The 26,997-nt window shown below is 64.7% G+C and carries 27 protein-coding genes; 9 read left to right on the top strand and 18 right to left on the bottom strand.

Translation table 11 applies throughout. From position 1 onward, the window contains the following. Window positions 1-35: 35 nt before the first annotated feature. From IVB40_RS03695 to cysG, 5 genes are read right to left on the bottom strand one after another with little or no spacing between them, the layout of a single operon-like run. Window positions 36-767: a phosphoadenylyl-sulfate reductase gene (locus IVB40_RS03695; protein ID WP_247818118.1), complete on the bottom strand. Its 732-nt coding sequence runs from the start codon at window positions 765-767 to the stop codon at window positions 36-38. Beyond that, window positions 764-1,279 (bottom strand): DUF934 domain-containing protein, encoded by a 516-nt coding sequence (locus IVB40_RS03690; RefSeq protein WP_247818117.1) that lies wholly within the window; start codon window positions 1,277-1,279, stop codon window positions 764-766. The genes IVB40_RS03695 and IVB40_RS03690 overlap by 4 nt, the downstream gene beginning before the upstream one ends. Then, window positions 1,266-2,921 carry a nitrite/sulfite reductase gene (locus IVB40_RS03685; protein WP_247818116.1) on the bottom strand — a complete coding sequence of 552 codons (1,656 nt, stop codon included), beginning with the start codon at window positions 2,919-2,921 and terminating at the stop codon, window positions 1,266-1,268. The genes IVB40_RS03690 and IVB40_RS03685 overlap by 14 nt, the downstream gene beginning before the upstream one ends. An 11-nt stretch (window positions 2,922-2,932) precedes the next feature. Continuing rightward, window positions 2,933-3,250, bottom strand: a complete 318-nt coding sequence (locus IVB40_RS03680) for a DUF2849 domain-containing protein (RefSeq protein WP_247359517.1) — start codon at window positions 3,248-3,250, stop codon at window positions 2,933-2,935. Continuing rightward, window positions 3,247-4,671: a siroheme synthase CysG gene (gene cysG, locus IVB40_RS03675; protein ID WP_247818115.1), complete on the bottom strand. Its 1,425-nt coding sequence runs from the start codon at window positions 4,669-4,671 to the stop codon at window positions 3,247-3,249. The genes IVB40_RS03680 and cysG overlap by 4 nt, the downstream gene beginning before the upstream one ends. Window positions 4,672-4,916: 245 nt before the next feature. Between cysG and cysD the strand changes: the two genes are divergently transcribed. The 3 genes from cysD to IVB40_RS03660 all read left to right on the top strand — a co-directional run bounded on the left by cysD (window position 4,917) and on the right by IVB40_RS03660 (window position 10,099). Next, window positions 4,917-5,711 (top strand): sulfate adenylyltransferase subunit CysD, encoded by a 795-nt coding sequence (cysD, locus tag IVB40_RS03670; RefSeq protein WP_247819651.1) that lies wholly within the window; start codon window positions 4,917-4,919, stop codon window positions 5,709-5,711. 19 nt (window positions 5,712-5,730) lie between these two features. Beyond that, window positions 5,731-7,647 carry an adenylyl-sulfate kinase gene (gene cysC, locus IVB40_RS03665; protein WP_247818114.1) on the top strand — a complete coding sequence of 639 codons (1,917 nt, stop codon included), beginning with the start codon at window positions 5,731-5,733 and terminating at the stop codon, window positions 7,645-7,647. A gap of 286 nt (window positions 7,648-7,933) precedes the next feature. Beyond that, entirely contained in the window at window positions 7,934-10,099 is a 2,166-nt protein-coding gene (locus IVB40_RS03660; RefSeq protein ID WP_247818113.1) for a malate synthase G, read from the top strand. 150 nt (window positions 10,100-10,249) lie between these two features. On the opposite strand, the gene IVB40_RS03655 is transcribed toward IVB40_RS03660, so the two are convergent. Next, window positions 10,250-10,405 carry a Thivi_2564 family membrane protein gene (locus tag IVB40_RS03655; protein ID WP_007599832.1) on the bottom strand — a complete coding sequence of 52 codons (156 nt, stop codon included), beginning with the start codon at window positions 10,403-10,405 and terminating at the stop codon, window positions 10,250-10,252. Window positions 10,406-10,671: 266 nt separating this feature from the next. Between IVB40_RS03655 and IVB40_RS03650 the strand changes: the two genes are divergently transcribed. Next, window positions 10,672-12,765 (top strand): methyl-accepting chemotaxis protein, encoded by a 2,094-nt coding sequence (locus IVB40_RS03650; protein ID WP_247818112.1) that lies wholly within the window; start codon window positions 10,672-10,674, stop codon window positions 12,763-12,765. Window positions 12,766-12,935: 170 nt separating this feature from the next. Here IVB40_RS03650 and IVB40_RS03645 read toward each other — a convergent pair whose 3' ends face one another. Next, complete coding sequence (locus IVB40_RS03645; RefSeq protein WP_247818111.1) at window positions 12,936-13,589, bottom strand: DUF2865 domain-containing protein; 654 nt, start codon at window positions 13,587-13,589, stop codon at window positions 12,936-12,938. A gap of 17 nt (window positions 13,590-13,606) precedes the next feature. Then, complete coding sequence (locus IVB40_RS03640) at window positions 13,607-14,410, bottom strand: L,D-transpeptidase (protein ID WP_247359509.1); 804 nt, start codon at window positions 14,408-14,410, stop codon at window positions 13,607-13,609. A gap of 210 nt (window positions 14,411-14,620) precedes the next feature. Here IVB40_RS03640 and IVB40_RS03635 point away from each other — a divergent pair, with 210 nt between their 5' ends. The 5 genes from IVB40_RS03635 to IVB40_RS03615 all read left to right on the top strand — a co-directional run bounded on the left by IVB40_RS03635 (window position 14,621) and on the right by IVB40_RS03615 (window position 18,743). Beyond that, window positions 14,621-15,733, top strand: coding sequence for an AI-2E family transporter (locus tag IVB40_RS03635; protein WP_247818110.1), 1,113 nt, complete (start codon window positions 14,621-14,623; stop codon window positions 15,731-15,733). Window positions 15,734-15,811: 78 nt separating this feature from the next. Then, window positions 15,812-16,183 (top strand): DUF883 family protein, encoded by a 372-nt coding sequence (locus IVB40_RS03630; protein WP_027570222.1) that lies wholly within the window; start codon window positions 15,812-15,814, stop codon window positions 16,181-16,183. Window positions 16,184-16,259: 76 nt separating this feature from the next. Continuing rightward, window positions 16,260-16,715: a hypothetical protein gene (locus tag IVB40_RS03625; protein ID WP_247818109.1), complete on the top strand. Its 456-nt coding sequence runs from the start codon at window positions 16,260-16,262 to the stop codon at window positions 16,713-16,715. A 188-nt stretch (window positions 16,716-16,903) separates the two neighbouring features. Beyond that, the gene (locus IVB40_RS03620; protein ID WP_247431946.1) at window positions 16,904-18,046 is read left to right on the top strand and encodes an OpgC domain-containing protein; all 1,143 of its coding nucleotides are present in this window, start codon (window positions 16,904-16,906) and stop codon (window positions 18,044-18,046) included. Between the two features lie 88 nt (window positions 18,047-18,134). Further along, on the top strand, window positions 18,135-18,743 hold the full coding sequence (locus IVB40_RS03615; RefSeq protein ID WP_247432862.1) for a TetR/AcrR family transcriptional regulator: 609 nt from the start codon (window positions 18,135-18,137) through the stop codon (window positions 18,741-18,743). 7 nt (window positions 18,744-18,750) lie between these two features. Here IVB40_RS03615 and IVB40_RS03610 read toward each other — a convergent pair whose 3' ends face one another. From IVB40_RS03610 to IVB40_RS03565, 10 genes are all read right to left on the bottom strand, one after another. After that, window positions 18,751-20,409 carry an HWE histidine kinase domain-containing protein gene (locus IVB40_RS03610; RefSeq protein WP_247283695.1) on the bottom strand — a complete coding sequence of 553 codons (1,659 nt, stop codon included), beginning with the start codon at window positions 20,407-20,409 and terminating at the stop codon, window positions 18,751-18,753. A gap of 299 nt (window positions 20,410-20,708) precedes the next feature. Next, on the bottom strand, window positions 20,709-21,332 hold the full coding sequence (ureG, locus tag IVB40_RS03605; RefSeq protein ID WP_247818108.1) for an urease accessory protein UreG: 624 nt from the start codon (window positions 21,330-21,332) through the stop codon (window positions 20,709-20,711). A gap of 50 nt (window positions 21,333-21,382) precedes the next feature. Then, a complete protein-coding gene (locus IVB40_RS03600; RefSeq protein ID WP_247819650.1) occupies window positions 21,383-22,111 on the bottom strand; it encodes an urease accessory protein UreF in 729 nt (242 codons plus the stop codon). Continuing rightward, window positions 22,092-22,700: an urease accessory protein UreE gene (locus IVB40_RS03595; protein WP_247818107.1), complete on the bottom strand. Its 609-nt coding sequence runs from the start codon at window positions 22,698-22,700 to the stop codon at window positions 22,092-22,094. The genes IVB40_RS03600 and IVB40_RS03595 overlap by 20 nt, the downstream gene beginning before the upstream one ends. A 14-nt stretch (window positions 22,701-22,714) precedes the next feature. Then, window positions 22,715-23,014: a putative quinol monooxygenase gene (locus IVB40_RS03590; protein WP_007599815.1), complete on the bottom strand. Its 300-nt coding sequence runs from the start codon at window positions 23,012-23,014 to the stop codon at window positions 22,715-22,717. 138 nt (window positions 23,015-23,152) lie between these two features. Next, window positions 23,153-24,868 (bottom strand): urease subunit alpha, encoded by a 1,716-nt coding sequence (ureC, locus tag IVB40_RS03585; RefSeq protein ID WP_247818106.1) that lies wholly within the window; start codon window positions 24,866-24,868, stop codon window positions 23,153-23,155. A gap of 37 nt (window positions 24,869-24,905) precedes the next feature. After that, the gene (locus tag IVB40_RS03580; protein ID WP_247818105.1) at window positions 24,906-25,445 is read right to left on the bottom strand and encodes an HD domain-containing protein; all 540 of its coding nucleotides are present in this window, start codon (window positions 25,443-25,445) and stop codon (window positions 24,906-24,908) included. 57 nt (window positions 25,446-25,502) lie between these two features. Next, a complete protein-coding gene (locus tag IVB40_RS03575; protein WP_007599812.1) occupies window positions 25,503-25,808 on the bottom strand; it encodes an urease subunit beta in 306 nt (101 codons plus the stop codon). A gap of 9 nt (window positions 25,809-25,817) precedes the next feature. After that, entirely contained in the window at window positions 25,818-26,120 is a 303-nt protein-coding gene (locus tag IVB40_RS03570; RefSeq protein WP_027570212.1) for an urease subunit gamma, read from the bottom strand. A gap of 33 nt (window positions 26,121-26,153) precedes the next feature. Continuing rightward, window positions 26,154-26,984 (bottom strand): urease accessory protein UreD, encoded by an 831-nt coding sequence (locus IVB40_RS03565; protein ID WP_247818104.1) that lies wholly within the window; start codon window positions 26,982-26,984, stop codon window positions 26,154-26,156. Window positions 26,985-26,997: the final 13 nt, after the last annotated feature.

Genomic DNA, 26,997 nt, shown 5'->3' with positions numbered 1-26,997 from the left:
GATTTTCTTGTTCGTAGCAGGGCAGCGTGACCATGCTACGAAGTCTTCATCGTGTGGATGCCGCATTCCGTCTTGGCCCGGCCGCGCCAGCGACCGGCACGCTCATCCTCGCCTTCGGCCGTTCTGCTCGTGCAAGGCATACACCCAACCGACAGGAATCCGGACGCAACCAGAGGATGACGCGGCAATTTGGCACGGGCGAAGATCGCTTCGAGTTCCTCGCGCGAAACATTGGCGAAGGGATTGAACTTCAACCGTGCACCGTCGTCCTCGACCACCGGGATGCCGGCGCGCGCGCTGCCCTGGAAGCGCTTGCGGCCGTTGAGCCACGCATCGAACGGCTTCAGCGCCCGCGCCAACGGCTCGACCTTGCGAATACGGCAGCAGGCGTCGGGATCGGAGAACCAGAGATCGCGGTCGGGATCCTCGCGCGACAGCGTCTCCTCGGCGGGCTTGATCGAGCGGACGTCCGTCAGGCCCAGCGTCGCGATCAGCGTGTCGCGATAGGCCAGCGTCTCCTCGAACAGCCAGCCGGTGTCGAGGAAGATCACCGGGATCGCCGCATCGACATCGGCCATGACCTTCAGCAGCGTCGCCGATTCCGTGCCGAAGGACGACACCAGCGCGAGCTTGTCGCGACCGACCGTCTTCAACGCAGCGGCGATGATTTCGGCGGGCGAGGCATCGCGCAAGGCGCGATCGAGCTCCTCCGCCGAGGGCAGCGCCGAGACGGAGATTGACGACACCGGAGAGGCGATTGCGTTCACGTGCCGACACCCTCGGAATGACGCAGTTGCATGCGCCGGTGCAGCGCCGTGATCCGGCCGTCACCGGTGGGCTGGTAGAATACCGAGTAGCGCTTCGCGGTCTGCATGAAGGCTTCCGCGTCGGCCTGCTTCTTGACGTCGAAGGAATCGAAGCCCGCGCGCAGCATGAACACGAACTGGTCCCGCAGGATCTGGCCCGTCGCACGCAATTCGCCGCGGTAATTGTAGCGCTCGCGCAGCAGCCGCGCCTGGCTGTAGGCGCGTCCGTCGCGGAAGGTCGGGAACACCAGCGCGACGACGGCGATCTTGCCGAGATAGGGCACCAGCTCGGCGATGTCACGATTGTTCGGCCAGATCACGCCGACCTTGCCGTTCCGCTTGAGCAACGCATCCGCCTCGCCCACGAAGCGTTCGGCCGGCACCAGGATGTCGCCGCCCTCGGGCAGCGGCGTGTCGACGGCGAGCTTGACGAAGCTGTCGTCGGCGATCTTTCCGCCGTTAACGAGTGGCATAAACGCGCTCCTTGAAGGGTTCGACGCCGAGGCGCTTTACGGTGTCCATGAACAGCTCTTCGGGCCGCTCGCGCAGCGCTAGATAGGCTTCCACGATGTCCTCGACTACGTCGGCGACCTCGTCGAACTTGACGCCGGGGCCGATCAGATTGCCGAGCGCTGCGCTCTCGTCGGCGCGCCCGCCGATGGTGATCTGGTAAACCTCCTCGCCGTTCTTCTCGACGCCGAGAATGCCGATGTGGCCGACATGGTGATGGCCGCAGGCGTTGATGCAGCCAGAGATGTTGATGTGCAACCGGCCGATCAGATTGGCCAGCTCGTGATTGGCGAAGCGCCGCGTCAGTTCCTGCGCGATCGGGATCGAGCGCGCATTGGCCAGCGAGCAGTAGTCGAGCCCCGGGCAGGCGATGATGTCGGTGATCAGATTGACGTTCGGCGTCGCGAGACCGAGCTTGTCGAGCGCCTTCCACAACGCCGGCAGGTCGCGCTTGGCAACGTGCGGCAAAGCGAGGTTCTGCTCGTGGCCGACGCGGATCTCCCCGAAGGAATATCTGTCGGCGAGATCGGCGAGCGCATCCATTTGCTCGGCGGTGGCATCGCCCGGAGGCGCGCCGATCGGCTTCAGCGAGATCGTGACAATGGAATAGCCCTGGACCCTGTGCGGGGCCACCGAGTTCTTGCGCCACGCCTCGAAATCCGGATCGGCCGCGGCCTGGCGCAGCTCGTCCGGCATGTGCGGCAGCTTCTCGTAGGCGGGATAGGTGAAGCGCGAGCGGATGTCCTCGACCACCTCGTCGTCGATCTGGAGCGAGGAGTTGCGGATGTGCTGCCACTCCTCCTCGACCTCACGCGAGAACTTCTCGATGCCGAGCTCGTGCACCAGGATCTTGATGCGCGCCTTGTAGATATTGTCGCGGCGGCCGTACTGGTTGTAGACGCGCAGGATCGCTTCGATATAGCTGAGAATGTCGCGGCCATGCACGAAGTGCTTGATGGTCTTGCCGATGAACGGCGTGCGCCCAAGCCCGCCGCCGACCAGAACCTCGAAGCCGGTCTCGCCCTTCTCGTTCTTGATCAGCTTCAGCCCGATGTCGTGGATCTTGATCGCGGCGCGGTCGTGGTCCGACGCGGTGATCGCGATCTTGAACTTGCGCGGCAGGAACGAGAATTCCGGATGCAGCGTGGTGTGCTGGCGAATCAGCTCCGACCAGATTCGGGGATCCTCGATCTCGCCGGGCGCGACGCCGGCCCACTGGTCCGAGGTGACGTTGCGCATGTTGTTGCCGGAGGTCTGCATCGCATGGATGCCGACCTCGGCGAGATCGGCCAGCGCATCCGGCAGCTCGGCGAGCTTGATCCAGTTGAACTGGATGTTCTGCCGCGTCGTGAAATGGCCGTAGCCGCGGTCGTATTTGCGCGCGACGTGGGCGAGCGCCCGCAACTGGTTGGACGCCAGCGTCCCGTAGGGGATCGCGACGCGGAACATGTAGGCGTGCAGTTGCAGATAGACGCCGTTCTGCAGCCGCAGGATCTTGAACTCGTCCTCGGTGAGCTCGCCGGACAGGCGGCGCTTCACCTGGTCGCGGAATTCCGAGACGCGCTCGTTGACGAGCGTGCGGTCGATTTCGTCGTAAGCGTACATGAGAGAATGCCTTAAACCTGGACCGGCTGTCCGATGGTCACGCCGGTGCGGCGGATCTGTTCGCGCAGATTGCCGGGTTCGACCTTGCCGTCGGCGCCGACCTGTACCGGGGCGATATAGGGACCGATCGCGCCCACGTCATCGGCCACGGACTCCGCAAGCAACGCTTTCGCCTCGTCGGAGTTGCGCACGATCGCGGCTTCCGAGAGGTCGGCAGACCAGCCGTTGGCGGCGGTGCGGTACACCACGATGCCGTCCCAGGTGCGATTGGCGGTCACGACCGAGGGGCCGGCGATTTTGATCTTTTTCTGTTCAAGCGGGGAGGTCATTCGGCTGCATCCAATAGGTCAGAGATGATTTGCTTTGGGGTTTGGCGGCGAAGCGATCCGGCATGCCGGACCACATCGCCGATGATGAGAATGGCAGGCCCGCCATTGGTCCGTCGCACCAGCTCAGGCAGGTCGCGCAGCGTGCCGATCGCGCCTTGCGCATCGGGGCGCGTGACGCGGGCGAACACGCCGACCGGCGTCTCCGGCGAACGGCCGGCGGCAAACAGGCCAGCGCGTATAGCGGGCGCAGCCGTCATGCCCATGTAGACCACGACGGTCATCCTGGCGTCGGTCAGCGTCGACCAGTCCACGACTTCCGCGTCGCGCGCCTTGTGCGCGGTGAGGAAGGTGATGCGGGTTGCTTCGTGACGGTAGGTGAGCGGCACCTCGAAATCGGCGGCGCCACCAAGGCCTGCGGTAATGCCGGGAATGATCGAATAAGCAACGCCGGCAGCACGCAGCGCTTCGACTTCTTCGCCGCCACGGCCGAACACGAAGGGATCGCCGCCCTTCAGCCGCACCACACGCTGGCCGGATTGCGCGGCCTCGATCATACGCTTGTTGATGGCGTCCTGCCCGATGCCGGGCTTGCCGACGCGGCGGCCGACCGGCACACGCGTGGTGTCACGGCGGATGCGGTCGAGAATTTCAGGCGAGACCAGTTCGTCGTGGAAGACGATGTCCGCATCCTGGAGCGCGCGCAACGCCTTGATGGTGAGCAAATCCGGATCACCGGGGCCGGCGCCGACCAGAGCGACCGAGCCTTCCGGCTTGTCGGCCCGCGCAAACGCGGATGGATCGGAAATCGCCTTGAGCGCTGCGTCCGCCTCGCCTTTGCGGCCGGCCAGAATGGCGGCGCCAATCGGGCCGTCGATGACGCGCTCCCAGAAGCGGCGGCGCAGCGGAAACTCGGCAATACGTTCGTTGACGGATTTGCGGAAGCCGCCGATGAACTCGGCGAGTTCGCCGATGCGCGCCGGCAGCAGCGCCTCGATCTTCTCGCGCACGCGCCGCGCCACCACCGGCGACGTGCCGCCGGTGCCGATAGCGACCACGACATCGCCGCGATCGACGATCGCCGGAAAGATGAAGCTGGAATGCTCGAGATCGTCCATGACGTTGACGGGCAGGCCGAGCGCCTTGGCGCGGGCCGACATCGCCACGCCGACATCGCCTGCGCCGGCGCAAACGACGGCGATGATTCCCGAGAGATCGGCGGTCAGCGGATCGGCCGCCGCAATGTCGATACGCGCGGCGTCCTCGGAGCTCAGACCCAGGTCCTGATTGCCGTCGATCGCATGCACGCGAATGCGCGCACCGGCCGCAGTGAGCACGCGCAGCTTGGCGCGCAAAAGCTCACCCGCACCGATGAGGACCACCGGACCGGCCTTGAGATCGAGGAACACGGGCAAGAACCGCATACGATACTCGCTTCCCCCACATCCGGGGTTGACTGGAATTATTTTCTATATATGTGTCGTTTCGAGCGCGCAAAGAGAAAATTTTTTCTTCTCCCTTGCACCGCAACTATAGAATTTTCGCCTCCAAACGCAAAGTGGCAGAGATGCATCTTCTCAAGGACAATTCCACTGCTGGCGGGCTGAGCAGCCCCGCTCTCGCCGAGCGCGTGCCCGCGCAAGAATTTTCTGCCGACCTGGCACCGAGCATGGACCATCTCGACCAGCTCGAGGCCCAGAGCATCTACATCTTCCGCGAGGCTTTTGCCCGTTTGAAGAAGATCGCCCTGCTGTGGTCGCTCGGCAAGGACTCCAACGTCATGATCTGGCTGGCGCGCAAGGCGTTCTTCGGCCGTCTGCCGTTCCCGGCCCTCCATGTCGACACCGGCAAGAAGTTTCCGGAGATGTATCGCTTTCGCGATCACTACGGCAAGGAATGGGATCTCGATCTGCGCGTCGAGCCCTGCCCGCCGATTGATGCCGTCGACCCAACGCTGCCGCCCGCCGCCCGTTCCGCCGCGCGCAAGACCGAGGGCCTCAAGCTGGCGCTCGCCAAATACGGTTTTGACGGCCTGATTGCCGGCATTCGCCGCGATGAGGAGGCGACGCGCGCCAAGGAGCGCGTGTTCTCTCCGCGCGGCCTGGAGGGCAATTGGGACGTGCGCGACCAGCCGCCGGAGTTCTGGGATCATTTCAATGCGTCGCCGCCGCAAGGCGCGCATTTGCGCATCCATCCGATCCTGCATTGGACCGAGTCCGATATCTGGGCCTACACCAAGCGCGAGAACATCCCGATCATCCCGCTGTATCTGTCGCAAAACGGCAAGCGCTATCGCTCGCTGGGCGATCAGGACATCACCAATCCGGTCGCCTCAAACGCGTCGAACATCGACGAGATCCTGATCGAGCTCGAACAGACCAAGGTGCCGGAACGGTCCGGCCGTGCGCTCGACCACGAGACCGAGGACGCTTTCGAGCGCCTGCGCGTCGCCGGCTATCTCTGATCAAGGACGCGAGCGTCGTATGAACATGATCGTCACCCCCGCATCGCCTGCGACCCCGAACGGCACCACGCGTCCGCAGGTCCGCATCGTCATCGTCGGCCATGTCGACCACGGCAAGTCGACGCTGGTCGGCCGCCTCTTGCACGAGACCGGCAGCCTGCCCGACGGCAAGCTCGACATGCTCAAGGCCGTCAGCGCGCGGCGCGGCATGCCGTTCGAATGGTCGTTCCTGCTCGACGCGCTGCAGACCGAGCGCGACCAGGGCATTACTATCGACACGACGCAGATCCGCTTCCGCACCAATTCGCGCGACATCGTGCTGATCGACGCACCCGGCCACGCCGAATTCCTGCGCAACATGATCACCGGCGCCTCGCAGGCCGACGGCGCGGTGCTGATCATCGACGCGCTCGAAGGCGTGCGCGATCAGACAAGGCGGCACGGCTATCTCCTGCATCTGCTCGGCGTGAAGCAGGTCGCGGTCGTCGTCAACAAGATGGACCGCGTCGACTTCTCCGCCGAGCGCTTCAAGGACATCAGCGACGAGATCTCGGCGCATCTGCAAGGCCTCGGTGTGAAGCCCACGGTCGTGATCCCGATTTCCGCCCGCGACGGCGACGGCGTCGCCGAGCGCACCGACCGCATCGGCTGGTACAAGGGTCCGACCGTGGTCGAAGCGCTTGATGGACTCGAGCCGGCGCGGCCGCTCGAAGCGCTGGCGCTGCGCCTGCCGGTGCAGGCGATCTACAAATTCGACGATCGCCGCATCGTTGCGGGCCGGATCGAATCCGGCAACCTGGTCGCCGGCGACGAAATCGTGATCATGCCCGCCGGCAAGATCGCCAGGATCAAGACGGTCGAGAGCTGGCCGGTGACGCCGGTCGCGGGCCGACAGGGTGCGGGCCGCTCGGTCGGCATCACGCTCGACCGCGAGCTGTTCCTCGAACGCGGCGATATCATCGCGCATACGAACAGCGCGCCGCGCGAGACGCGGCGGCTGCGCGCGCGGATCTTCTGGCTGCACGACAAGCCGCTGGCCAAGGGCGACCAGCTCCTGGTTCGCTGCGGACCGAAGGAAAGCCGCGCCACCGTCGTCGCAATCGAGAAGGCGGTCGATCCGGGCGAGCTGTCGAGCGTCGAGAACAAGGCGATCGGGCGCAACCATGTCGGCGAGATCGACATTTCCCTTTCGAATCCGATTGCCACCGATCCCTACACGGAGAATCCGCGCACCGGCCGTCTCGTGATCGAGGTGTCCGGGCGCATCGCCGGCGGCGGTCTCGTGCTGTCGGTCGATGCCGGCCAGCGCGCCGTGCCCGTCGACATCGTGCCGGTGGAATCCGCGCTGCGGCCCGACGAACGCTCCGCGCGCTATCGTCACAACGGCGCCGTGGTCTGGCTCACCGGCCTCCCCGCTTCCGGCAAGTCGACTCTCGCAAAAGCGCTGGAGCGGCGGCTGTTCAGCAATGGCGGCTCGCCGATCCTGCTCGACGGCGATACGCTACGCGCCGGGCTCAACAGCGATCTCGGCTTCTCGACCGCCGATCGCAGCGAGAACATCCGGCGTCTCGCTGAAGTCGCGACGCATCTCGCCCGCAACGGCCACATCGCCATTGTCGCCGCCGTCTCGCCCGCCCGCGAGGACCGCGCCACCGCGCGCCGCATCGCCGACACTTCGTTCCGCGAGATCCACGTCGCGACGCCTGCGGAAATTTGCGAGGAGCGCGACCCCAAGGGCCACTACAAGAAGGCCCGCGCCGGCACGCTCGCGTCGTTCACCGGCATCCTCAACGACTACGAGACGCCGCAAGCCGCTGAGCTCGTGATCGACACCTCGATGCGGACGGTCGCCGAGGCGGCGGACGAGATCGAACGGATGCTCAAGACGACCGGCGTGCTGTTCGACGAACTCGTGGACCTCGCCGCGAATATTTGAGCCGGGCTGCTGCCCCGCTGTCGTCGCCCGGCTTGACCGGGCGACCCAGTATTCCACCGACTGCAGTGATTCAGCCCAGAGGCCTCGGCGACTGGATTCCCCGCCTTCGGGGGGAATGACACCGTGCGTCCCCCACCTCGCCTTGACATTTTGACAACTTTTGGGGGCCTTCTCACGGCCCCGATTTTGGGGCTAATAAGACCCCGAAAGCCGCTCTTGGAGCGCATTTTGCTGCTGTCGGGTCAAAAGCAGCCAAAAACAGCCATTTCCAACGAGAAAGCCCATCATGAAACGCGTCGACGCCCACGGATTGAAGATTGCTCCCGTCCTGTTCGATTTCATCGCCAAGGAAGCGGCCCCGAAGACGGGAATCGCGCCGGATGCGTTCTGGGCCGGGCTTGCCGCCATCATCAAGGAGCTGGGCCCGAAGAACCGCGCGCTACTGGCGGTGCGCGACACGCTGCAGGCCAAGATCGACGACTGGCACCGCGCCAACAAGGGCAAGGCGTTCGACCTCAACGCCTATACCGCCTTCCTGAAGGAGATCGGCTATCTCGTCCCGGAGCCGGCGACGCAGAAGGTCGAGACCGAAAATGTGGACGAGGAGATCGGCAAGATCTGCGGCCCGCAGCTGGTCGTGCCCCTGACCAACGCACGCTACGCGCTGAATGCGGCTAATGCGCGCTGGGGCTCGCTCTATGACGCCTTCTACGGCACCGACGCGATCCCGCACGATCCGTCCGAGAGCGGCAAGGGCTACAACAAGGCGCGCGGCGACAAGGTGATCGCAAAAGCGAAAGCCTTCCTCGACGCCGCCGTGCCGTTGGCGACCGGCAGTCACACCGACGTCACCGCCTATAGCGTGGTCGCAGGCCAGCTCGCGGTGAAGCTGAAGAGCGGCAACGCCACCGCGCTGAAGAACGCCGCGCAGTTCGCCGGCTTCCAGGGCGATGCAGCAGCACCGAGCGCGGTGCTGCTCGCCAACAACGGCCTGCATGTCGAGGTGAAGATCGACCGCAGCAGCGCGATCGGCAAGGACGATCCGGCCGGCGTTGCGGACATGGTCATGGAGTCCGCGGTCTCCACGATTCTCGACATGGAAGACTCGGTCGCGGCCGTCGATGCCGAGGACAAGGTGCTGGTCTATCGCAACACGCTCGGCCTGATGAACGGCACGCTGTCGGCCGATTTCGAGAAGGGCGGCAAGACGCTGACGCGCTCGCTCAATGCCGACCGCAGCTACAAGACGCCTGACGGCAAGGGCGAGATCAAGCTGCACGGCCGCAGCCTGCTGCTGATGCGCAATTGCGGTCACCACATGTTCACCGACGCGGTGCTGGACGACAAGGGCGAGGAAATTCCGGAAGGCCTGCTCGACGCCGCCGTCTCCGGGCTTCTTGCCGTGCATGATCTGAAAGGCAGCTCCAAGGTCAAGAACAGCCGCACGGGATCTGCCTATATCGTCAAGCCGAAGATGCACGGCCCCGACGAGGTGTCGCTGACCTGCGAGATCTTCGACCGCGTCGAGAAGATACTGTCGCTGCCCGAGAACACGCTCAAGGTCGGCCTCATGGACGAGGAGCGGCGCACCACCGTCAACCTCAAGGCCTGCATCCAGCGCGCCTCCAAGCGCATCATGTTCATCAACACCGGCTTCCTCGACCGTACCGGCGACGAGATCCACACCTCGATGGAGGCGGGTCCGATGATCCGCAAGAACGAGATGAAGGCGCAGCCCTGGATCAAGTCCTATGAGGATTGGAACGTCGACATGGGCCTGACCTGTGGCCTGCCCGGCCATGCCCAGATCGGCAAGGGCATGTGGGCCGCGCCAGACAAGATGGCGGACATGCTGGCCCAGAAGCTCGCCCATCCGCAGGCCGGCGCCACCACCGCCTGGGTGCCCTCGCCGACGGCCGCGACGCTGCACGCGCTGCACTACCACCAGGTCAACGTCACCGCGCGCCAGCAGGAGCTCGCCAAGGGCGGCCCACGCGCGAAGCTCGAAGACATCCTCACCATCCCGGTGTCGAAATCGAACTGGGCACCCGACGACGTCAAGCAGGAGATCGACAACAACTGCCAGGGCATTTTGGGCTATGTCGTGCGCTGGATCGACCAGGGCGTCGGCTGCTCCAAGGTGCCTGACATCCACGACGTCGGCCTGATGGAAGACCGTGCCACCTTGCGCATTTCCAGCCAGCACCTCGCCAACTGGCTGCACCAGGGCGTCATCACCGAGGCGCAGGTGATGGAATCGCTCAAGCGCATGGCGGTCGTCGTCGATAAGCAGAATGCGGGCGATCCCACCTACAAGCCGATGGCGCCCGCCTTCGACGGCACGGCCTTCAAGGCGGCTAGCGACCTCATCTTCAAGGGGCGCGAGCAGCCGAACGGCTACACCGAATACATCCTCACCGCCCGCCGCCGCGAGGCCAAAGCGGCGGGGTAGGCCCGAATAACCGAGCACCAAAGCCCCGGCTCACGCCGGGGCTTTTTTGTTGGAGCCGTAGCCCGGATGGAGCGAAGTGTAATCCGGGGCCGCTATGGTTTGGGGCAAGACCGGATTGCGCTGCCATCCGTCCGGGCTACGAAAGCCCGGCTAGAACACGGCCAGATATTTCAGCAGCGACACGATGCCGATGATGATGACGACGACGCGCGCGATCTGCTTGGCGCGGCCGTCCATCGGCAGCATGTTGATGAGGTAAAGTACGAGAATGACGACGAGAAAGGTGACGAGTACGCCGACCAGCATCGCTAGGACCCCCTTTAGGCAAAATTGCTGACAGTCTCCTAACGCGCAACTCCCGGCTTGGTTCCATCGACGCAACCCTCTGCAACTTCTAGTAAATACGTACTTCTACCGTCGGCCGGCCTGCCTAAAACTTTACCCTTTTCCTTTCAGATGCAGTCACCGTTTGGGCCCTGAGCCACAAACGGCATGCGATTGCCTGGTCTTGCGTGCGCCCGATGTTGCCGGGGCGACTTCACGCACTTTGTAATGGGAATTGGGGGACTTCGATGCTGAATCGTCTGACCGTATCCGCGCTGCTGAAGGCGGTGATCGCGATCACGTCGGTCTGCGTGGTGATCGCACTCTCGCTCACCGCCTACGAGTCCTGGGATCGCCTGAAGACCGCCAACCGCATCTCCCAGATCGCCGACACGTCCGCCGATCTGTTCAAGGCGATGCACAATCTGCGCACCGACCGCTCGACCACGGTCCGCCTCCTGAACGCGACCGAGCCGATGGACGGCGAGATCGAGAAATATCTGCGCGCCCTGCGCGATGCCCAAATGCCCGCGATGGCGCGCGCGATCGAGCTGCTGCCGACCATCGACTTTCCGCAATCGGGTACGCTGGTACCGGAGCTCGCGCGCCTCTACAAGCTGCTGATCGAGGAGCAGAAGCAGTTCTGGGAGGATGTGGCCAAGCCGAAGGAGCAGCGCCGCGCCGGCCTGCCCAAGGAATACATGGAGACGACACAGGGCCTGCTCGACACGCTCGACAAGCTTTCGAACACGTTGGCCGCCACCGTCAATCACCTGGACGCCGCGATCGACCAGCTCCTGTCGATCAAGCAGAGCGCCTGGCTGCTCCGCAACACCGCGGGCGAGGCGTCGCTGATCGTCTCGACCGGGCTTGCCGCCGGCAAGATCACGCCGGAAGGCCGCTACGCTTATACCCAACATGTCGGCGGCACGAGCGCGATGTGGAAGGCGCTGGAGTTGTCGACGTCCGGCATGCAGTTGCCGGCGGGGCTCGCCTCCGCGATGGCCTCTGCAAAGTCCTCTTATTTCGAGCCGCAATATCTGGCCTTGCGCGACCGTCTCGCGGACGCGCTGGTCAAGGGTGAGAAGCCCGAGATGACGGCGAACCAATGGAGCCCTCTTACGGTCGGCCGCATGGCGAGCGCGGTCGCAGTGGCAGAAGGTGCACTCGATGCTGCCAAGATCCACACGCAGGAGCAGCGCGGCGCCGCACAGCGCGCGCTGATCGTACAGCTTACGCTGCTGGCGCTCGCTATCGGCCTTGCCGTCGGCGCGATCATGCTGGTCAGCCGCCGCGTCATCACCCCGCTCAACACCATTCGCGACGCCATGCTCAAGGTCGCCGGCGGCGATCTTGCCGTCGACAGCGGCTATCTCGACCGCAACGACGAGATCGGCGCGCTTGCCGGCGCGCTGGAGACCTTCAAGCAGCAGGCCAACGAGAAGCTCACGATCGAGGCGCAGGAGCGCGAACGCAATGCGGGCGCCTCGGCGCGCCAGCGCGCGGTCGAGACCTATGTCGGCGAGTTCGAGGGCGCGGTGCGCAAAACGCTCGGCGAATTGAGCGAAGCCTCCGGTGAAATGCGCAAGACCTCGGGCGATCTCTCCGCGGTATCGCGGCAGACCAACGACCGCGTGCAGGTCGCGGGCAAGGCCTCCAATGACGCGTCCATGAGCGTCGACAGCGTCGCCGCCGCCGCGGAGGAGCTCAGCGCCTCGATCAACGACATCAGCCAGCAGGCCGCGCATGCCGCAGGCATCGCCAGCCGCGCCGTGACCCAGGCGCGCGACACCGACGGCACGGTCCAGGGACTACAGAAGTCGGCCAGCCGCATCGGCGAGGTCGTCGGCCTGATCAACACCATTGCGCAGCAGACCAATTTGCTCGCGCTCAACGCCACGATCGAGGCGGCCCGCGCAGGCGAAGCGGGGCGCGGCTTTGCCGTGGTCGCCTCCGAGGTGAAGTCGCTGGCGAGCCAGACGGCCAAGGCAACCGAGGAGATCTCCGAGCAGATCGCCGACATCCAGAAGGTCGCGGGCGATGCCATCAGCGCGATCCAGACCATCGGCGGCATCATCGGCGAAGTGAACGAGGTTGCGACCGCGATCGCCGCCGCCGTGCAGGAGCAGGGGGCGGCCACGCAAGAGATCACCCGCAGCACCCAGTTTGCGGCGCAGGGCACCAAGAACGTCTCGGACAACATCACGGGCGTCAAATCCGATGCGGACGCTGCCGCCGCTGCCGCCGACAACGTGAAGCACGCCTCCGAGATGCTGGAGAGCCAGAGCCGCCAGCTCGGCCATGAGGTCAGCGACTTCCTCGGCAAGATCCGCGCGGCGTAGCGTAGGCCGTTAAAAAGAGAGCCGCGCCCACACTCTCGGTGTCGTCCTGGTGAAAGCCAGGACCCATAGCCACCGCACTCTGCAAGGGGCAGGCTGGTGGTCAGCGGTGTGGGGGCAACATCGGCATTTGGGGTAATGGGTCCTGGCTTTCGCCAAGACAACGTTGAGGGCTACTCCTTCGCCACTACCGGCAGTTGGCGGAATCTTGCGCGCACCGAATCGGGCAATGGGGAGAAATTCATCGCGACGCCGCGGCGGTCATTGGCATTGCGGCTGGCGACCACCAGACCGTCGGCGCCCGCGACGATGTCGCCCTTGCGCAAGGTGGGATCGTCGTCGACCTTGACCTGAGCGAGCCCGACCGGATCTTTGCCGTTGCAGGTGCAGCCTGCGACAATCTCATTGCGATAGCGGAACGCGTTGGGCAGGTCGGAATAGGATTTCCCCTTGTCCGTCGTCGCGTCCTCGATGTTGCCGCCATAGACCAGCGAGGTCTCCGAGGCGGGGCAGAAGCTCTTACAGGATTGCGCCTTGCTCTCGGAATCATTTCCCTGCGCCGGGAAATAACGTCCGTCGCAGCCGCGCACGCAATAGGCCGTGCCGCCGCCGTAGGAGGCCCGCTGGCGCGGCGTGTCGTAGCGCGGCATGTCATCGGTCTGGAACGGCATGCGAATCTCCGGCGCCGCCCGCCCGCGGAAGCCGCCGAACAGGGCCGAGAAAAAGTCCTCCGCATGGGCCGAGGGGGTCAGCGCGAGGCCGAAGGAGGCAACGGCGACGAATGCCGCCGCGCCACCGGCGAGTTTGCCGATCGAACGTCTCTTCATGTGACCTCACGCGACCCTTAGTTTACGGCCGAATTCGAAATGTTCAGCGCCTGACGGCCCGAGGGCAGCGCCGTCACGGCCGGACGCTTGCGCACGGGATCCCCGCCTTTGGCCATCACCGGCGCGTTCTTGGGCAGCACAACGACCTTTGCACCCACATTGACGCGGCCGAACAGGTCGGTGACGTCCTCATTGGTCATGCGGATGCAGCCGGATGAGACGAACTTGCCGATCGTGGTAGGATCGTTGGTGCCATGGATGCGGTATTCGCTCGACCCGAGATACATCGCACGCGCGCCGAGCGGATTGCCGGGGCCGCCAGCGACGAAGCGGGGCAGATAGGGTTGGCGCGCGATCATCTCAGCCGGCGGATGCCAATCAGGCCACTCCGCCTTGCGGCTGACGCTCTGCACGCCCGACCAGGTGAAACCCTCGCGCCCGACACCGACGCCATAACGGATGGCGCGGCCCTGGCCGAGCACATAGTAAAGATAAGTATTATTGGTATCGATGACGATGGTACCGGCCGGCTCGCTGCGGTCGAAGCTGACAATCTGCTTGCGCAGGCGATCGGGCAGCACGGCATCCTCGTCGGAGGCCTGCGCGTTCGGGCTTGCATAGCCTTGGTTCGCATAGCCTTGGTTTGCATAACCCTGCGAATAGCCCTGGTCCTGAGGGTAGGCCTGATCCTGCGGATAGGTGTAGCCCAGTGTCTGTGCGCTTGCGGCGCCGAACGGCACCGCCAGCAAAGCGGTTGCGAACGCGAATGCGGTGATGCGGCGCGGCGATAAGCGGCGTCGGACTGCAGAGAACTTCGTCATGTGCTGCCCCGTTGGATACCTGCATCAGGGTGATGCTCTGGTCCGATCAACGCGGTCGAGCCGATACAAGTTCCCTTGCCGGATGCAGCAGCGACGTCACAGTCAAGCGAGCATTTCTTCACGAAGCCGCGATGGAACCCGCAGGGCGCTTGGACGTTCTCTCCTGGTCCTTGGGCGCGCGGACCGAAGACTCCGTGCCGGAGAGGTATTGTGCGCGTCCTTCCCAGTGAACGTATGACTTCCGGCAACGGCGACGGCACCCCGCTTCCCGAGAGCCACGGCGAGCTCCCCCCGGTGATCCGCCGCACCGAGCTCGTTGCCTTCTCGCTCGCCGGACTGCTCCTCATTGCAATCGTCGCGGTGCTCTATGTCGGAAAAGCGTTCTTTCTGCCTGTCGTGATGGCGTTCGTCACCGGCACGATGCTCTCACCGGCGGCGACCTTCCTGGAGAAACGGAAAGTGCCGCGGAGCCTCGCCGCCGCGCTGATCGTGTTCGCGGTGACCGCCGTGGTCGGCTTCATCGTCGCGCTGATCGCCTCGCCAGCGATGGAATGGAGCTCGCGCCTGCCCGAACTCGGCGCGCAGTTGAAAGACAAGGTCCACGTGTTCGACCGGCCGCTGGCGCTGTGGCGGGAGCTGCAGATGATGCTCGGCGGCTCGGAGGGATTGCCAAGTTTCCAGATGCCGAAATTCGATTGGGTGCAGCCGACGATCGAATTCCTGTCACCGACCTTTACCGAATTCCTGCTGTTCTTCGTCACCCTGATCCTGTTCATCGCCAGCTGGCGGGACCTGCGACGGGCGATGATCATGACCTTCAGCGATCATGAGGCACGGCTGCGCACGCTTCGCATCCTCAACGAGATCGAGGTCCATCTCGGCAACTACCTCTTGACCGTGACCCTCATCAATGTCGGCGTCGGCGTCGCCGCCGGCATTGTCTGCGCGCTCACCGGAATGCCCAATCCGGCTGGCCTCGGCGCGCTCGCGGCCGCCCTCAATTTCATTCCGATCATCGGACCGGTGGCCATGTTCGCCATTCTGGTCGTGGTGGGACTGGTCACTTTCCCGACCGTCAGCGGCGGCCTGATGGCGGCGCTCGCCTTTGGCGGCATCACCTTCCTGGAGGGACATTTCGTCACGCCGACCATCATCGGCCGGCGGCTGGCGCTCAATGCGCTCGCGGTGCTGCTGGCGCTGGCGTTCTGGACCTGGCTGTGGGGCCCGATGGGCGCGTTCCTGTCGTCGCCGCTGCTGATCGTCGCCCTGATTCTGAAGGAGCATCTGCTGCCGCAGGATTCGCCGCAGCTCCCGCAGGACTGACCGGTTTCCGTGAACGGAACTTACCCGACGACGAAACGTTTCCCGGCTGTCTCAACCGTCAACAGCTCGGAGCCCCCGATGTCCGCCACCAATGCCGAAGCCGGGATGAGAGACTGGACCGACAAAGCCACCCGAGAACGCCTCGAGAAGGATGTAGCAGCCGTGAAAAGCGATATCGCCGCCCTCACCGATCAGATCACCGACGCGCTCAATACTTTTGCCAACTCCTCCAGCAAGCAAGCCCGCCGCGGCTATAGCCAGGCGCGCGAAAACGTGGATTCCGCGATCGACGATATGTCGGAACGCGGCAGCGCGATGATGGGCGCGGCACAGGAGGCCTATGGCTCGATCGAGGAGACGCTGGAGGACGCGATCACGCAGCGGCCGCTCGCGACCGTTGGGCTCGCGCTCGGCATCGGCTTCCTGATCGGCGCAGTCTGGCGTCGCTGAGATCGCGAACGGGTATTAAGACGGTGGCGCAGCGGCGCCGCCGGTGCCGGCTTGTGGGGATCTGAGGAGCAAGGCCATGTTTCAGCGCATCATCGACGGGATCAGCGCATCCACCGGTACTACTGTGCGGCTGACATCGCTGGCAGCAGGCGCGGCGCTCGCACTCTTCATCACCACGTGCTTCCTGTGCGCGGCAGCGTTCATTTCTGTGCTCAACAAATATGGTCCGGTGCAGGCCTGCCTCGCCGGTGCAGGCATTTTCTTTCTGCTGACCCTGACCGCAGCGGTGAGCTATTGGGTCTACAAACGGCAGCTGCGCAAGCAAGCTTATATCGCAGCCGAGCGCGCCACGAGGTCGGCGGCCTCGAGCATGCTCGCGGACCCCATGCTGCTCGCCACCGGACTCCAGATCGTTCGCGCCATCGGGATCAAGCGGCTGTTGCCGATCCTGGCGATCGGCGGCGTCGCTCTCGGGATCATGGCGAGCCGCGCCGGCGTACCCGACGATGCCTCGGCCGAACCTGCCGAGTAGCGGCTAGCGCGCGTTAGAAAATTTCGTCATAGGTCCCGCAAGCGCATCTTTCGGAATTCGACACCCGCGGGCGCCCCGCCAAATTTGCGTCGCCCGACGCGAATGTCCCTACTCACGCAAACGCTACTCGGATAGGCAGGCGGTTGCCGCTAAAAGCAGCGCCCCTGATTCCAAAAGTCATTTTTTCGATGAAACCGTCTGTCCAGGCGAACCTCGCCGCATTCCATCACGACCCCCGGCTCTATTTGACGCTCGGCATCGCCAACTGGTCGGTTTTCGTCGACCACATCCCGAACAACGTGGTCAATTTGCTGACGCTGCGCAACTTCGGCTTCAGCGGCGCCGCAGACTTGTTCGTGTTCGTGGTGGGCTATGGCGTCGCGATCATTCACGGCAGGATAGCGCTTGAGCGCGGCTACGTTGTCGCGGCGACGCGCATCTTTCGCCGCGTCTGGCGGCTGTATGCCGCCTATGTCGTGCTGTTCGTGATCTATATCGACACCATCGCCTATGTCGCCTCGCAATCGATGGCGCCCGAAATCATCCACGAATACAACATATCGGGAATCCTCGAACACCCGCTGCGAATCCTGGTGCGTGGCCTCGTGCTCCAGGAGGAGCCGCTGAATCTCGATCTGTTACAGCTGATGATCCCGCTGATGGCCTTCTTTCCCTTGGCGCTGTGGGGGCTGTTGCGGCGGCCGAACCTGACGCTTGTGGCATCGGTCGCGCTGTACGTTGCGGCGCGCTGGTTCGACTGGAATTTCCGGGTCTATCCGGACCAGGAGTGGACCTTCAACCCGTTCTGCTGGCAGATGCTGATGGTGCTGGGCGGCTGGTTCGCCGTGACCGGTGCGTCGGGCCGCGCGCTACACGGCCTGTCCTGGCTGCGCGTGCTTGCAGGCGCCTATCTCGTATTCGCAATGGCGATCACGCTGATGCGCCACTCGCCGGCGCTTGCCGCCTACCTGCCGGACATCGTGCTCGACAACATCACGCCGACCGACAAGGAAAACCTCGCACCCTATCGCGTAGTCCACTTCCTCGCACTCGCTTTCATCGCGACACATCTCGTGCCGGCCGATCATCCCGGCCTGCAATGGAGATCGCTACGGGCAGTCATCCGATGCGGCGAGGAATGGCTCGCGGTGTTCTGCGTCGGCGTATTCCTGTCCTTAGCCGGCCATCTCATCCTGATCACCGGTGCCAATCTGATGGTGATGCAGATCGCCGTGAGTCTGGCCGGCTTCGCGGCGATGGCCGCGGTCGCATATTACATCGCCTGGTCGAAGCGGCAGGACCTGCCGGCGGCCTTGCGGCAACAGGCCTAGCCCGGCACCTTCCGATTCCGCTAGGCCGGCCATCGCGGCTGGGCTAAGCGGAGCGGCAGCGGATTGCGCGAGGAGGCGGGGCGTGGCGATGGCGAATGGCGGGGGTGAGGGAGCCGATAGCGCGCCCCGGCGCGGCCGGCCGAGGTCGATCGAGACCACCAACGCCATTCTCCAAAGCGCCTATGCGTTGATGGCCACCACCGGCCTTGCCGCCACCACCATCGACGCGATCGCGCGCCACTCCAGCGTCTCCAAGATGACGATCTACAAATGGTGGCCGTCCCGCGAAGCCTTGCTGATCGATGCCTTCCTTCATCAAGCCGCGCAGATGCTGCCGCTGCCGCCTGCAAGCTCGGGCAGCCCCGCCACGCGCGCACGCCGCCATGCCGCCGCCTATGCCGAAGCGCTCCAGGGCGAGTTCGGCAAGGTCCAGCTCGCCGTCATCTCCGAATGCATCTCCAAGACCGGCTCGGCGGAGCTGTTCTACGCCCGCTACCTGCAATTCCGCCGCGACGCGCTGGTCGAGATGATCGCCGCCGGCCAAAACGACGGCAGCATTCTGGCGGAAGCACCGCCGGAGGATCTCTACGACGCGATCTATGGCAGCCTGTTCTACCGTTACGTCTTCGGCATCGCGCCGATCACACCGGCCTACGCGCGCAATCTGGTTGACCTCGTGCTGCGGTCGAAGAGCTAACCTGGAATCACCGCGCGGGCCGGATCGGTGCCGACAGCTTGTCGGTGCGGTCGCGCTCGGTCATGTCCTCGACCGTCTCCATCGGCGCGGTCAGCTCGTAGACATAGGAGACGTCGGTGAAATAGCGCTTGGCGGTGCCGCCGAGCGCCTCGGGCGCGACGCGGTCGAGCAGGATCAGGCCGAAATCGGAATCGGGGCGGCGCGTCGCTTCGCTGGTGTTGAACTCCTCCCAGCGGAAATAGAAGACCTCGCCGGCCTCCTCGTTCGTCACCGTCCAATTGGCCGTGATGTGCGGATGCTTGCCGACCAGCGACAGGCCTTCGTCCGAGTGCGAGGCGAGCTCGAAGAACAGCAGCGACAGGCTCTGCGCCGCGCGCGCGCTGACTGCGATATCAGGGCCGGTGACGGCGATGCGATCGGCATGCGGAATCGCGCGCGCCTCGAACAGGCCCTTCAGCTTGACACCCTGCCACTGGCTCTCGCTGAGCAGCGAGACGACGTTGGACATGGCGTGGATGCGGCCGATCAGGAGCTCGCGCGCGACATCGATGTCGGAGCCATGGCGCAGCGTGCGGGTCACGATCGACTGGATCACCGCCAGGATGTTTTTGACCCGGTGGTTGAGCTCGTCGATGACAGCGGTCAGCCGGCGTTCGAAGCCGATTCTGACCTGGATTTCCCGGCTGAGCCGCAAATTGTTGTAGGCGACGTAGCCGAACAGGCCGCACACCATCGCGGTGATCGCAAAGCCGATCGCCGCCACGATGATCGCGGTCTGTTCGGCGCGGCGCGCCGAATTGGTCTTGGCGTAATAGCCGAGCTGCCAGTCGCGGCCACCGAAGCTCACCGTGCGCGTCGCCGACGGCGCGGGCCCATCGGCCGCCGTCGTTCGGCCGGAGACGACGCCTTGATCGTTGGCGACCAGCTCGCCACCCTCCAGGCGCGGATCCTTCAGCGCGACCGCGAACAACGACATGTCGTCGTTGGTCAGCATCAGGGAAGAGAGCTCGTAGGAAAATGTGATGAAGCCCGCCGGCTCCGTTGCGCCCTCGGGGATGACGGGAGCGGCCACAATGATGCCGATGGGCCCGTCGCCGCGCAGGAGGGCAACCGGTTCTGAGGCAACCGATCTCTTCTCCACTCTGGCGCGCGTCAGCATGGCGCTGCGCACCTGGTCCTGGTCGTAACTGCGGCCAGGCAGCCCCTTGGTCTCGTTGCTGCGCGGCTCGAGATCCAGCAGCACGTCGATCGGCTGGGTGACACCTGCCGGATCGATCGGCTTGTCGTCATAGGTGCGGATTCGCGGATTGGGGAAGCCGGCGCTCGCGATGGCGGCCTGCGCTGCGGCAAGCTCGTTCGGCTTCAGGCGGGCCACCCAGCCCGCCACCACGAAATCGGTCTTGAAGGCGTAGATGGCCGAGCGCAGCGGCTCGAGCATGTTTGGCTTGAGCACCGACGGTGCCCGGAACAGGCCGGAGGCAACCCGCGCGAGCAGTTCACGCTCGGTGAGCCGGTCCTGGACCAGGCTCGCATGGACGTCGATCGCGCGCGCAAGCGCGATCCGGTCCAGGGCCAGCTCCTGGTCGTGGACGCGATAAGCCGCAAGCCCGGAGAGCAGGGCTCCGAGAAGAGCAATGAAGCCGATGATGAAACCCAGCCTGACCACGCGACTACTCAGGCGAAAGCAGGAGGTCGGCAATAAACACGGAGCATATGGACGCCGCTCGAACGGGCACGTGCCGAAACAGGGAGAACCCCAATGGCCGAGATAATGGAGGAGGAGGCATCGATACGCAACTTGGGTCGCCTGAGAAGCTTAAAGCCGCCCGGCCGATGGTCGGGCCGGGATGGATTTGCTCCGGGCACCGGAGGTAATCAATTGCCGTGACCGAAATTTGTTCCGCGGACACGGCTCTGCCCATGCCGTTATCAGGGGAAAACGCCTGCGCCAGGTGGTCGCGCCGGTCAGCCGGCCCGTTTCAAGCCGCCTTTGGCCTCGATGAAGCCGATGATGCGGTCCAGCCCCTGGCTCTTCTTCAAATTGGTCATGACGAACGGCCGCTCGCCGCGCATGCGCCCGGCGTCCGTCTCCATCTTTTCCAGGGAGGCGCCGACATAAGGCGCCAGGTCGATCTTGTTGATGACAAGGAGGTCGGACCGGGTGATGCCCGGGCCGCCCTTGGCCGGGATCTTGTCGCCGGCCGCCACGTCGATGACGTAAATGGTGAGATCGGCGAGCTCAGGGGAAAAAGTGGCAGCGAGGTTATCACCGCCCGATTCGATCAGCACGAGATCGAGCCCGGGAAACTTGGCGCGCATATCCGCCACCGCGGCGAGATTCATCGAGGCGTCCTCGCGGATCGCGGTGTGCGGGCAGCCGCCGGTCTCGACCCCGGCAATGCGATCCGGCGTCAGCGAGCCCGAGCGCACGAGGAATTCCGCATCCCATTTGGTATAGATGTCGTTGGTGATCGCGGCGATGTCGTAGCGCTCGCGCATGGTCTTGCAGAGCAGGTCCATCAGCGCGGTCTTGCCCGATCCGACCGGACCGCCGATGCCGACACGCAAGGGACCGTGAGATGTAGCCATTGCTTCTTTCCTATCGTCGTCCTGGCGGCTGCGGAGTGTACTGGCCGCAATCAAGATCTGAACAGCCGCGTATATTGCGTCTCGTGCCGCAGGCTGGCGAGGTCGGCGCGAAACGTCGCGCCGCCGACATCGTCCAACGTCGCATTCAGCGCACGATTTGCCGTCGCGGCAACCGCGGCTTCCAGCCTCACCAGCACGCGCTGGCTGTCGGTCTGGCCGAGCGGAATGAGCCGGCTGGCCGCGGAAATCCAGTTCGAGACCAGCGCATGCAGGAAGGAGTGCAGCGTCGGCGCCAGCGGCACGCCGTGCATCGCGGCGACCACGCCAACGGCAACGGGATAGACCAGTGGCGTCCGGCATGCCGCAACCATGGCATCCAGCCCGTCGGCATCCCACGCGGCGCGGGCGATATCGATGAAGGCACGGCCCTGCGATGTCGTTTCCAGCTGCCGCTCGCGCGAGGACACGAACGCCGCGGCGAGCTCGGCGATATCGCTCAAGGTGTCGCCCTCGCCCGCTTCAGTGGCGCGATAGGCGTGGACCAGAAACGTCGCATCGCAGAAGCCCGAGCCATCGCGAAGCATCGAATCGAGCCAGTCCGCCAGCGTCGCGGTGTCGGTGATGTCGCCGGCCTCGACCGCCCATTCGATGCCGCTGGAGTAGGAAAAGCCCCCCACTGGAAACGCGGGCGACAGCCAGGTCATCAACCGGTACAGCGCCGCCGCCTCGCGCTCCGCGAGGTCGCGGGCCGCGACCGGCTCATTTGTGGTCATGAGCATGCTTGTGGCCGTGGTGATGATCGGGGTGATCGCAATGCTCGTCGTGGTGATGGTGATCGTGACCGTCGCCATGTGCGGCATGATCATGGGGGTGGCCATGATGATCATCGTGGCCATGATCGTGATGCGCGTGGTCGTCATGTCCATGCGCATGACCGGCATCGGCATAGGCGCCGCCCTCGGGATCGAACGGCGCCTCGATCTCGATCACGCGGGCACCGAGGCCCTTCACCATGGCTTCGATGACGTGGTCGCGGCGGATGCGCAGGCCCTTGGCCATGATCTGCGTCGGCAGATGGCGATTGCCGAGATGCCAGCCGACGCGAATAAGGTGGTGCGGATCGTGGCCGCGGATCTCGAGCAGCGGCTCGGGCGCGGCGACCACCTCTACCAGCCGGCCGTCCTCCAACACCAGCGCATCGCCGCCGCGCAGCGCGACGGCATTCTCCAGGTCGAGCAGGAACTCGAGCCCCCGCGTCCCCGTCATCGCCATGCGGCGGCGGTGTCGATCGTCGAAATCGAGCACGACCGTATCCGCCGGCGCTTCCGCGAAGCGGTGTTGTCCCCTGACCTGCGTCGCCCGGATCATGCGCTTTTACCCCGTTACCGTGTCTCGACCTTCTCGGGCGTGATCACCTCGATCTTCGGCGGCGCCGTAAAACACTTCACCGCGACGCGGCCGAACGTCTTCATGTGCTCCATGGCGCGATGCGGCACCAGCGCCTCGGCATTCTCCCACTGCTCGACGAACACCATCTTGGCGGGATCGGTGACGCTCTCATGCAGATCATAGGCGATATTGCCGGGCTCTTTTCGCGTCTCCTTGATGCAGGCGGTGGCGGCTGCAATGAATTCGGCGCGCGTTTCAGGCTTGATGGTCAAGGTGGCGACGACATAGATCACGAGAAATCCTCCCGGCTTTTCTTCTGGGCTTCAGATACCGGGCGGGACCTTAGACCAGGCGGGATCGAACGCAAAACCGGAAAAGCTGTCTCCGCTACGACCAAGACATATTCCTGGGACATGCGTCGAGGCGCTATTTCAGTACATGAAATATCGCTGCGCCATCGGCAGCACCTCAGCGGGGGCGCAGGTCAAGAGCTCGCCGTCGGCACGGACCTCATAGGTCTCCGGATCGACCTCGATATTGGGCGTGGCGTCGTTGTGAATCATGCTCTTCTTCGAGATCCTGCCGCGGGTGTTCTGGACTGCATAGAGCTTCTTGTCGATGCCGAGCTTGCGCGCGAGGCCACCGGCGATCGCGGCCTTCGAGGTGAACACCACAGAAGACGCAGTGCGCGCCTTGCCGAAGGCGCCGAACATCGGCTGGTAATGCACCGGCTGCGGGGTCGGGATCGAGGCGTTGGGATCGCCCATGGGAGCCGCGACGATCATGCCGCCCTTGACGACGCAATCCGGCTTGACGCCAAAGAAGGCCGGCGACCACAGCACGAGATCGGCGAGCTTGCCCTTCTCCACCGAGCCGATCAGCTTCGAAACGCCGTGGGCGATCGCGGGATTGATCGTGTATTTGGCGATGTAGCGTTTGACCCGGAAATTGTCGTTGTCCTTGCCCTTGTCCTGCGGCAGCGAGCCGCGCTGCTTCTTCATCTTGTCGGCGGTCTGCCAGGTCCGGATGATGACCTCGCCGAGGCGGCCCATGGCCTGGGAGTCCGAGGAGATCATGGAGAGCGCGCCGAGATCATGCAGGATGTCCTCGGCCGCGATGGTCTCCTTGCGGATGCGGCTTTCAGCAAACGCCAGATCTTCCGCGATCGAGGGATCGAGGTGGTGGCACACCATCAGCATGTCCAGATGCTCGTCGATGGTGTTGCGCGTGAAGGGCCGCGTCGGGTTGGTCGACGACGGGAGCACGTTCTTCAGCCCCGCGACCTTGATGATATCAGGGGCGTGACCGCCGCCGGCGCCCTCGGTGTGGAAGGCGTGGATGGTGCGGCCTTTGAACGCCTTGATGGTATCCTCGACGAAGCCGGACTCGTTCAGCGTGTCGGTGTGGATCATCACCTGGATGTCGTAGTCGTCGGCGACCGAAAGGCAGGTGTCGATCGCGGCCGGCGTCGTGCCCCAGTCCTCGTGCAGCTTCAGCGCGCAGGCGCCGGCCTTGATCATCTCGACCAGCGCGCCGGGCCGCGAGGCGTTGCCCTTGCCGGAGACGCCGAGATTGACCGGGAAGGCGTCGAACGACTGGATCATCCGGCCCATGTGCCACGGCCCCGGCGTGCAGGTGGTGGCGAACGTGCCGTGCGACGGGCCGGTGCCGCCCCCTAGCATCGAGGTGACGCCCGACATCAGCGCGTGCTCGATCTGCTGCGGGCAGATGAAATGGATGTGGCTGTCGAAGCCGCCGGCGGTGAGGATCTTGCCTTCACCCGCGATCACGTCGGTGCCGGGGCCGATGATGATGGTGACACCGGGCTGGATGTCGGGATTGCCGGCCTTGCCGATGCCAGCGATCATGCCGTCCTTGATCGCGACGTCGGCCTTCACGATGCCCCAGTGATCGACGATCAGCGCATTGGTGATGACGGTGTCCGCCGCGCCCTGCTTGTTGGTGACCTGCGACTGGCCCATGCCGTCGCGGATCACCTTGCCGCCGCCGAACTTCACTTCCTCGCCGTAGGTGGTGAAATCCTTCTCGACCTCGATGATGAGGTCGGTGTCGGCCAGCCGCACCTTGTCGCCGGTGGTCGGGCCGAACATGTCGGCATAGACGGAACGCTTTATTTTGACGGACATCACAAGCCCCGTTTGCGTTTGAATTTTGGATCGGTGCTCACAGCGAGGTCCTCGCTGTGAGCACCGTGTCGTCGAATGTCGTATCGAGCCAGGAGTTACCGCCGCGGCAACCGGCGACAACCTGCTCGGCCCAGTCAGTGTAATCGACGAGATCGTCACGTTCCGCGGCCGTCGGATCCGAATGCACGCGCGCGCCGATATTGCTGATCTTGTCGGCGATCTTGATCAGCCTGGCGCCAGCCGATTTTTTCGGCGCGTCGAGCACCTGACGCCGCCGCCGCTCCGGCTTCGGCAGACTCATGTCGTCGGTGCATTCCTCGACAAGCGACGCGACACGGTCGGAGAATTTTTGCGCGAGCTCCTCGCGCGTGGTGTCGGTGTCCTCGATCGCATCATGCAGCCAGCCGGCGGCAACGAGTTCGGCGTCGGCGCCGTCGGTCGCGGTCGCAAGCAGGTTCGCGACCTCGGCGAGGTGGTTGATGTAAGGCTCATGACCGCGGCCCTTGCGCGCCATGCCGTTGTGGCGGCGCGCGGCGAGTTCGGCGGCTTCGGAGATGAGGCGGACAGGTGACAGCATGGCAAAGTCCTCCGTTTTCGCCTCAACCGTGGCGCGCCACGCTCGTTCCTGTGGATTTCACAGCTTCCCCATCACGTCGCCGCGGAAGCCGTAGATGGTCTTCTTACCGGCCACCGCGACGAGCTGGACGTCGCGGGTCTGGCCCGGCTCGAAGCGAACGGCGGTGCCGGCGGCGATGTCGAGGCGCATGCCGCGGGCTTTCTTGCGATCGAACTTCAGCGCCGGGTTGGTCTCGAAGAAATGATAGTGCGAGCCGACCTGGATCGGGCGGTCGCCGGTGTTGGCGACCGTCAGCGTCACGGTCTTGCGGCCGGCATTGAGCTCGATCTCGCCGTCCTGGATGAAGAGTTCGCCGGGAATCATGCTTCTCTCCTACCTGATCGGCTCGTGCACAGTGACGAGCTTGGTCCCGTCCGGAAAGGTCGCCTCGACCTGGATGTCGTGGATCATCTCTGGGATTCCCGGCATCACCTGCTCGCGGGTGAGGACCTGCGCGCCCGCCTGCATCAGCTCGGCGACGGTGCGGCCATCGCGCGCACCCTCGAGGATGAAATCGGAGATGAGCGCGATCGCCTCCGGATGGTTGAGCTTGACGCCGCGATCCAGCCGGCGGCGGGCCACGATCGCCGCCATCGAGATCAGAAGCTTGTCCTTTTCGCGGGGAGACAGGTTCATGCGAAATCTCTTCCGTTCAACACTTTCAGCCGATCAATTGAGCCAGAGCCGCGGCAACGTCGCACCGGTGCGCGCCAGGACGGCCATCATGTCCGCGCGCAGCCGCGCCGCATCTTGGGCACAGAACCGTGCCATTGCAAAGCCATTCCAGGCGGATATCCCGACCTCGCCGGCGAAGGATTCCGAGGCCTCGCGGAGACGCTCGATCAGAGCCTCGTCGCCGGGCACGATCAGCGCCGTGCCGATCGCAGCGCCGCCCTTGGCCACCGCCGATCGCGCAAGCTTTGCGCCGATATTGCCGTCGAGCCTGACGGTCTCGGCGAACACTAGCTTGCCGCCGCGACGCAGCCGCCAGTGGTCGACGAACTCGCCTTGCTCCATTCGTTCGCCCATGGCGGTACGGCCGAACACCACGATCTCGCACAGCAGAAGCGAGGCAGTCGCATTGAGGTCAATGTCGAAGCGGCGCCGAACGCGCGCCCGGTCGAACAGGATCGTCTCCTGCGGCAGCCAGCCGACATGTGCGCCCGCGGCAACCTTCAGCGTTATATTGAGCTCCGCCGCCTGCCCTGGCGCGCGGTAGACCTTTTCCGCGGCTGCCGTCGTCAGCGTCAGCTTCGAGCTATCTGCGGCCGCGATTTCGATGTCGAAGCGATCGCCGCCCGCAACGCCGCCGGCCGTGTTGACGAACACGCCGGAGAGACCCTCGTCCTCCGGCGAAGGGAAGCGCACGCGCAGCGAGCCGGACTCATGCAAGACCCCGCGACGTGTCACACCGTCACGCGCGTGGACGTCGAAGCGCACCGCGCCGCGGGCGCGGTTGGCGTCGAACACCGAAGATGTCGCTGAAACGTCGCTGCGCATCCGCCTCCCCAGC

It is taken from the genome of Bradyrhizobium sp. 40 (genome assembly GCF_023100925.1).
GTDB lineage: Bacteria > Pseudomonadota > Alphaproteobacteria > Rhizobiales > Xanthobacteraceae > Bradyrhizobium.
The sequence above is the reverse complement of the archived record's forward strand: the minus strand, read 5'-3'. Positions and strand labels throughout refer to the sequence as shown.

Excerpts from the sequence above, each read along its gene's own strand:
- IVB40_RS03570 (WP_027570212.1), bottom strand. The coding sequence starts at position 26,120 with ATGAACCTGTCTCCCCGCGAAAAGGACAAGCTTCTGATCTCGATGGCG.
- IVB40_RS03630 (WP_027570222.1), top strand. The coding sequence starts at position 15,812 with ATGTCCGCCACCAATGCCGAAGCCGGGATGAGAGACTGGACCGACAAA.
- IVB40_RS03650 (WP_247818112.1), top strand. The coding sequence starts at position 10,672 with ATGCTGAATCGTCTGACCGTATCCGCGCTGCTGAAGGCGGTGATCGCG.
- IVB40_RS03580 (WP_247818105.1), bottom strand. The coding sequence starts at position 25,445 with ATGCTGTCACCTGTCCGCCTCATCTCCGAAGCCGCCGAACTCGCCGCG.
- ureG (WP_247818108.1), bottom strand. The coding sequence starts at position 21,332 with ATGGCTACATCTCACGGTCCCTTGCGTGTCGGCATCGGCGGTCCGGTC.
- cysG (WP_247818115.1), bottom strand. The coding sequence starts at position 4,671 with ATGCGGTTCTTGCCCGTGTTCCTCGATCTCAAGGCCGGTCCGGTGGTC.
- IVB40_RS03690 (WP_247818117.1), bottom strand. The coding sequence starts at position 1,279 with ATGCCACTCGTTAACGGCGGAAAGATCGCCGACGACAGCTTCGTCAAG.
- IVB40_RS03685 (WP_247818116.1), bottom strand. The coding sequence starts at position 2,921 with ATGTACGCTTACGACGAAATCGACCGCACGCTCGTCAACGAGCGCGTC.
- IVB40_RS03565 (WP_247818104.1), bottom strand. The coding sequence starts at position 26,984 with ATGCGCAGCGACGTTTCAGCGACATCTTCGGTGTTCGACGCCAACCGC.
- IVB40_RS03575 (WP_007599812.1), bottom strand. The coding sequence starts at position 25,808 with ATGATTCCCGGCGAACTCTTCATCCAGGACGGCGAGATCGAGCTCAAT.
- ureC (WP_247818106.1), bottom strand. The coding sequence starts at position 24,868 with ATGTCCGTCAAAATAAAGCGTTCCGTCTATGCCGACATGTTCGGCCCG.
- IVB40_RS03595 (WP_247818107.1), bottom strand. The coding sequence starts at position 22,700 with ATGATCCGGGCGACGCAGGTCAGGGGACAACACCGCTTCGCGGAAGCG.
- IVB40_RS03680 (WP_247359517.1), bottom strand. The coding sequence starts at position 3,250 with ATGACCTCCCCGCTTGAACAGAAAAAGATCAAAATCGCCGGCCCCTCG.
- IVB40_RS03660 (WP_247818113.1), top strand. The coding sequence starts at position 7,934 with ATGAAACGCGTCGACGCCCACGGATTGAAGATTGCTCCCGTCCTGTTC.
- IVB40_RS03640 (WP_247359509.1), bottom strand. The coding sequence starts at position 14,410 with ATGACGAAGTTCTCTGCAGTCCGACGCCGCTTATCGCCGCGCCGCATC.
- IVB40_RS03600 (WP_247819650.1), bottom strand. The coding sequence starts at position 22,111 with ATGCTCATGACCACAAATGAGCCGGTCGCGGCCCGCGACCTCGCGGAG.
- IVB40_RS03620 (WP_247431946.1), top strand. The coding sequence starts at position 16,904 with ATGAAACCGTCTGTCCAGGCGAACCTCGCCGCATTCCATCACGACCCC.
- cysC (WP_247818114.1), top strand. The coding sequence starts at position 5,731 with ATGAACATGATCGTCACCCCCGCATCGCCTGCGACCCCGAACGGCACC.
- IVB40_RS03625 (WP_247818109.1), top strand. The coding sequence starts at position 16,260 with ATGTTTCAGCGCATCATCGACGGGATCAGCGCATCCACCGGTACTACT.
- IVB40_RS03655 (WP_007599832.1), bottom strand. The coding sequence starts at position 10,405 with ATGCTGGTCGGCGTACTCGTCACCTTTCTCGTCGTCATTCTCGTACTT.
- IVB40_RS03615 (WP_247432862.1), top strand. The coding sequence starts at position 18,135 with ATGGCGAATGGCGGGGGTGAGGGAGCCGATAGCGCGCCCCGGCGCGGC.
- cysD (WP_247819651.1), top strand. The coding sequence starts at position 4,917 with ATGGACCATCTCGACCAGCTCGAGGCCCAGAGCATCTACATCTTCCGC.
- IVB40_RS03645 (WP_247818111.1), bottom strand. The coding sequence starts at position 13,589 with ATGAAGAGACGTTCGATCGGCAAACTCGCCGGTGGCGCGGCGGCATTC.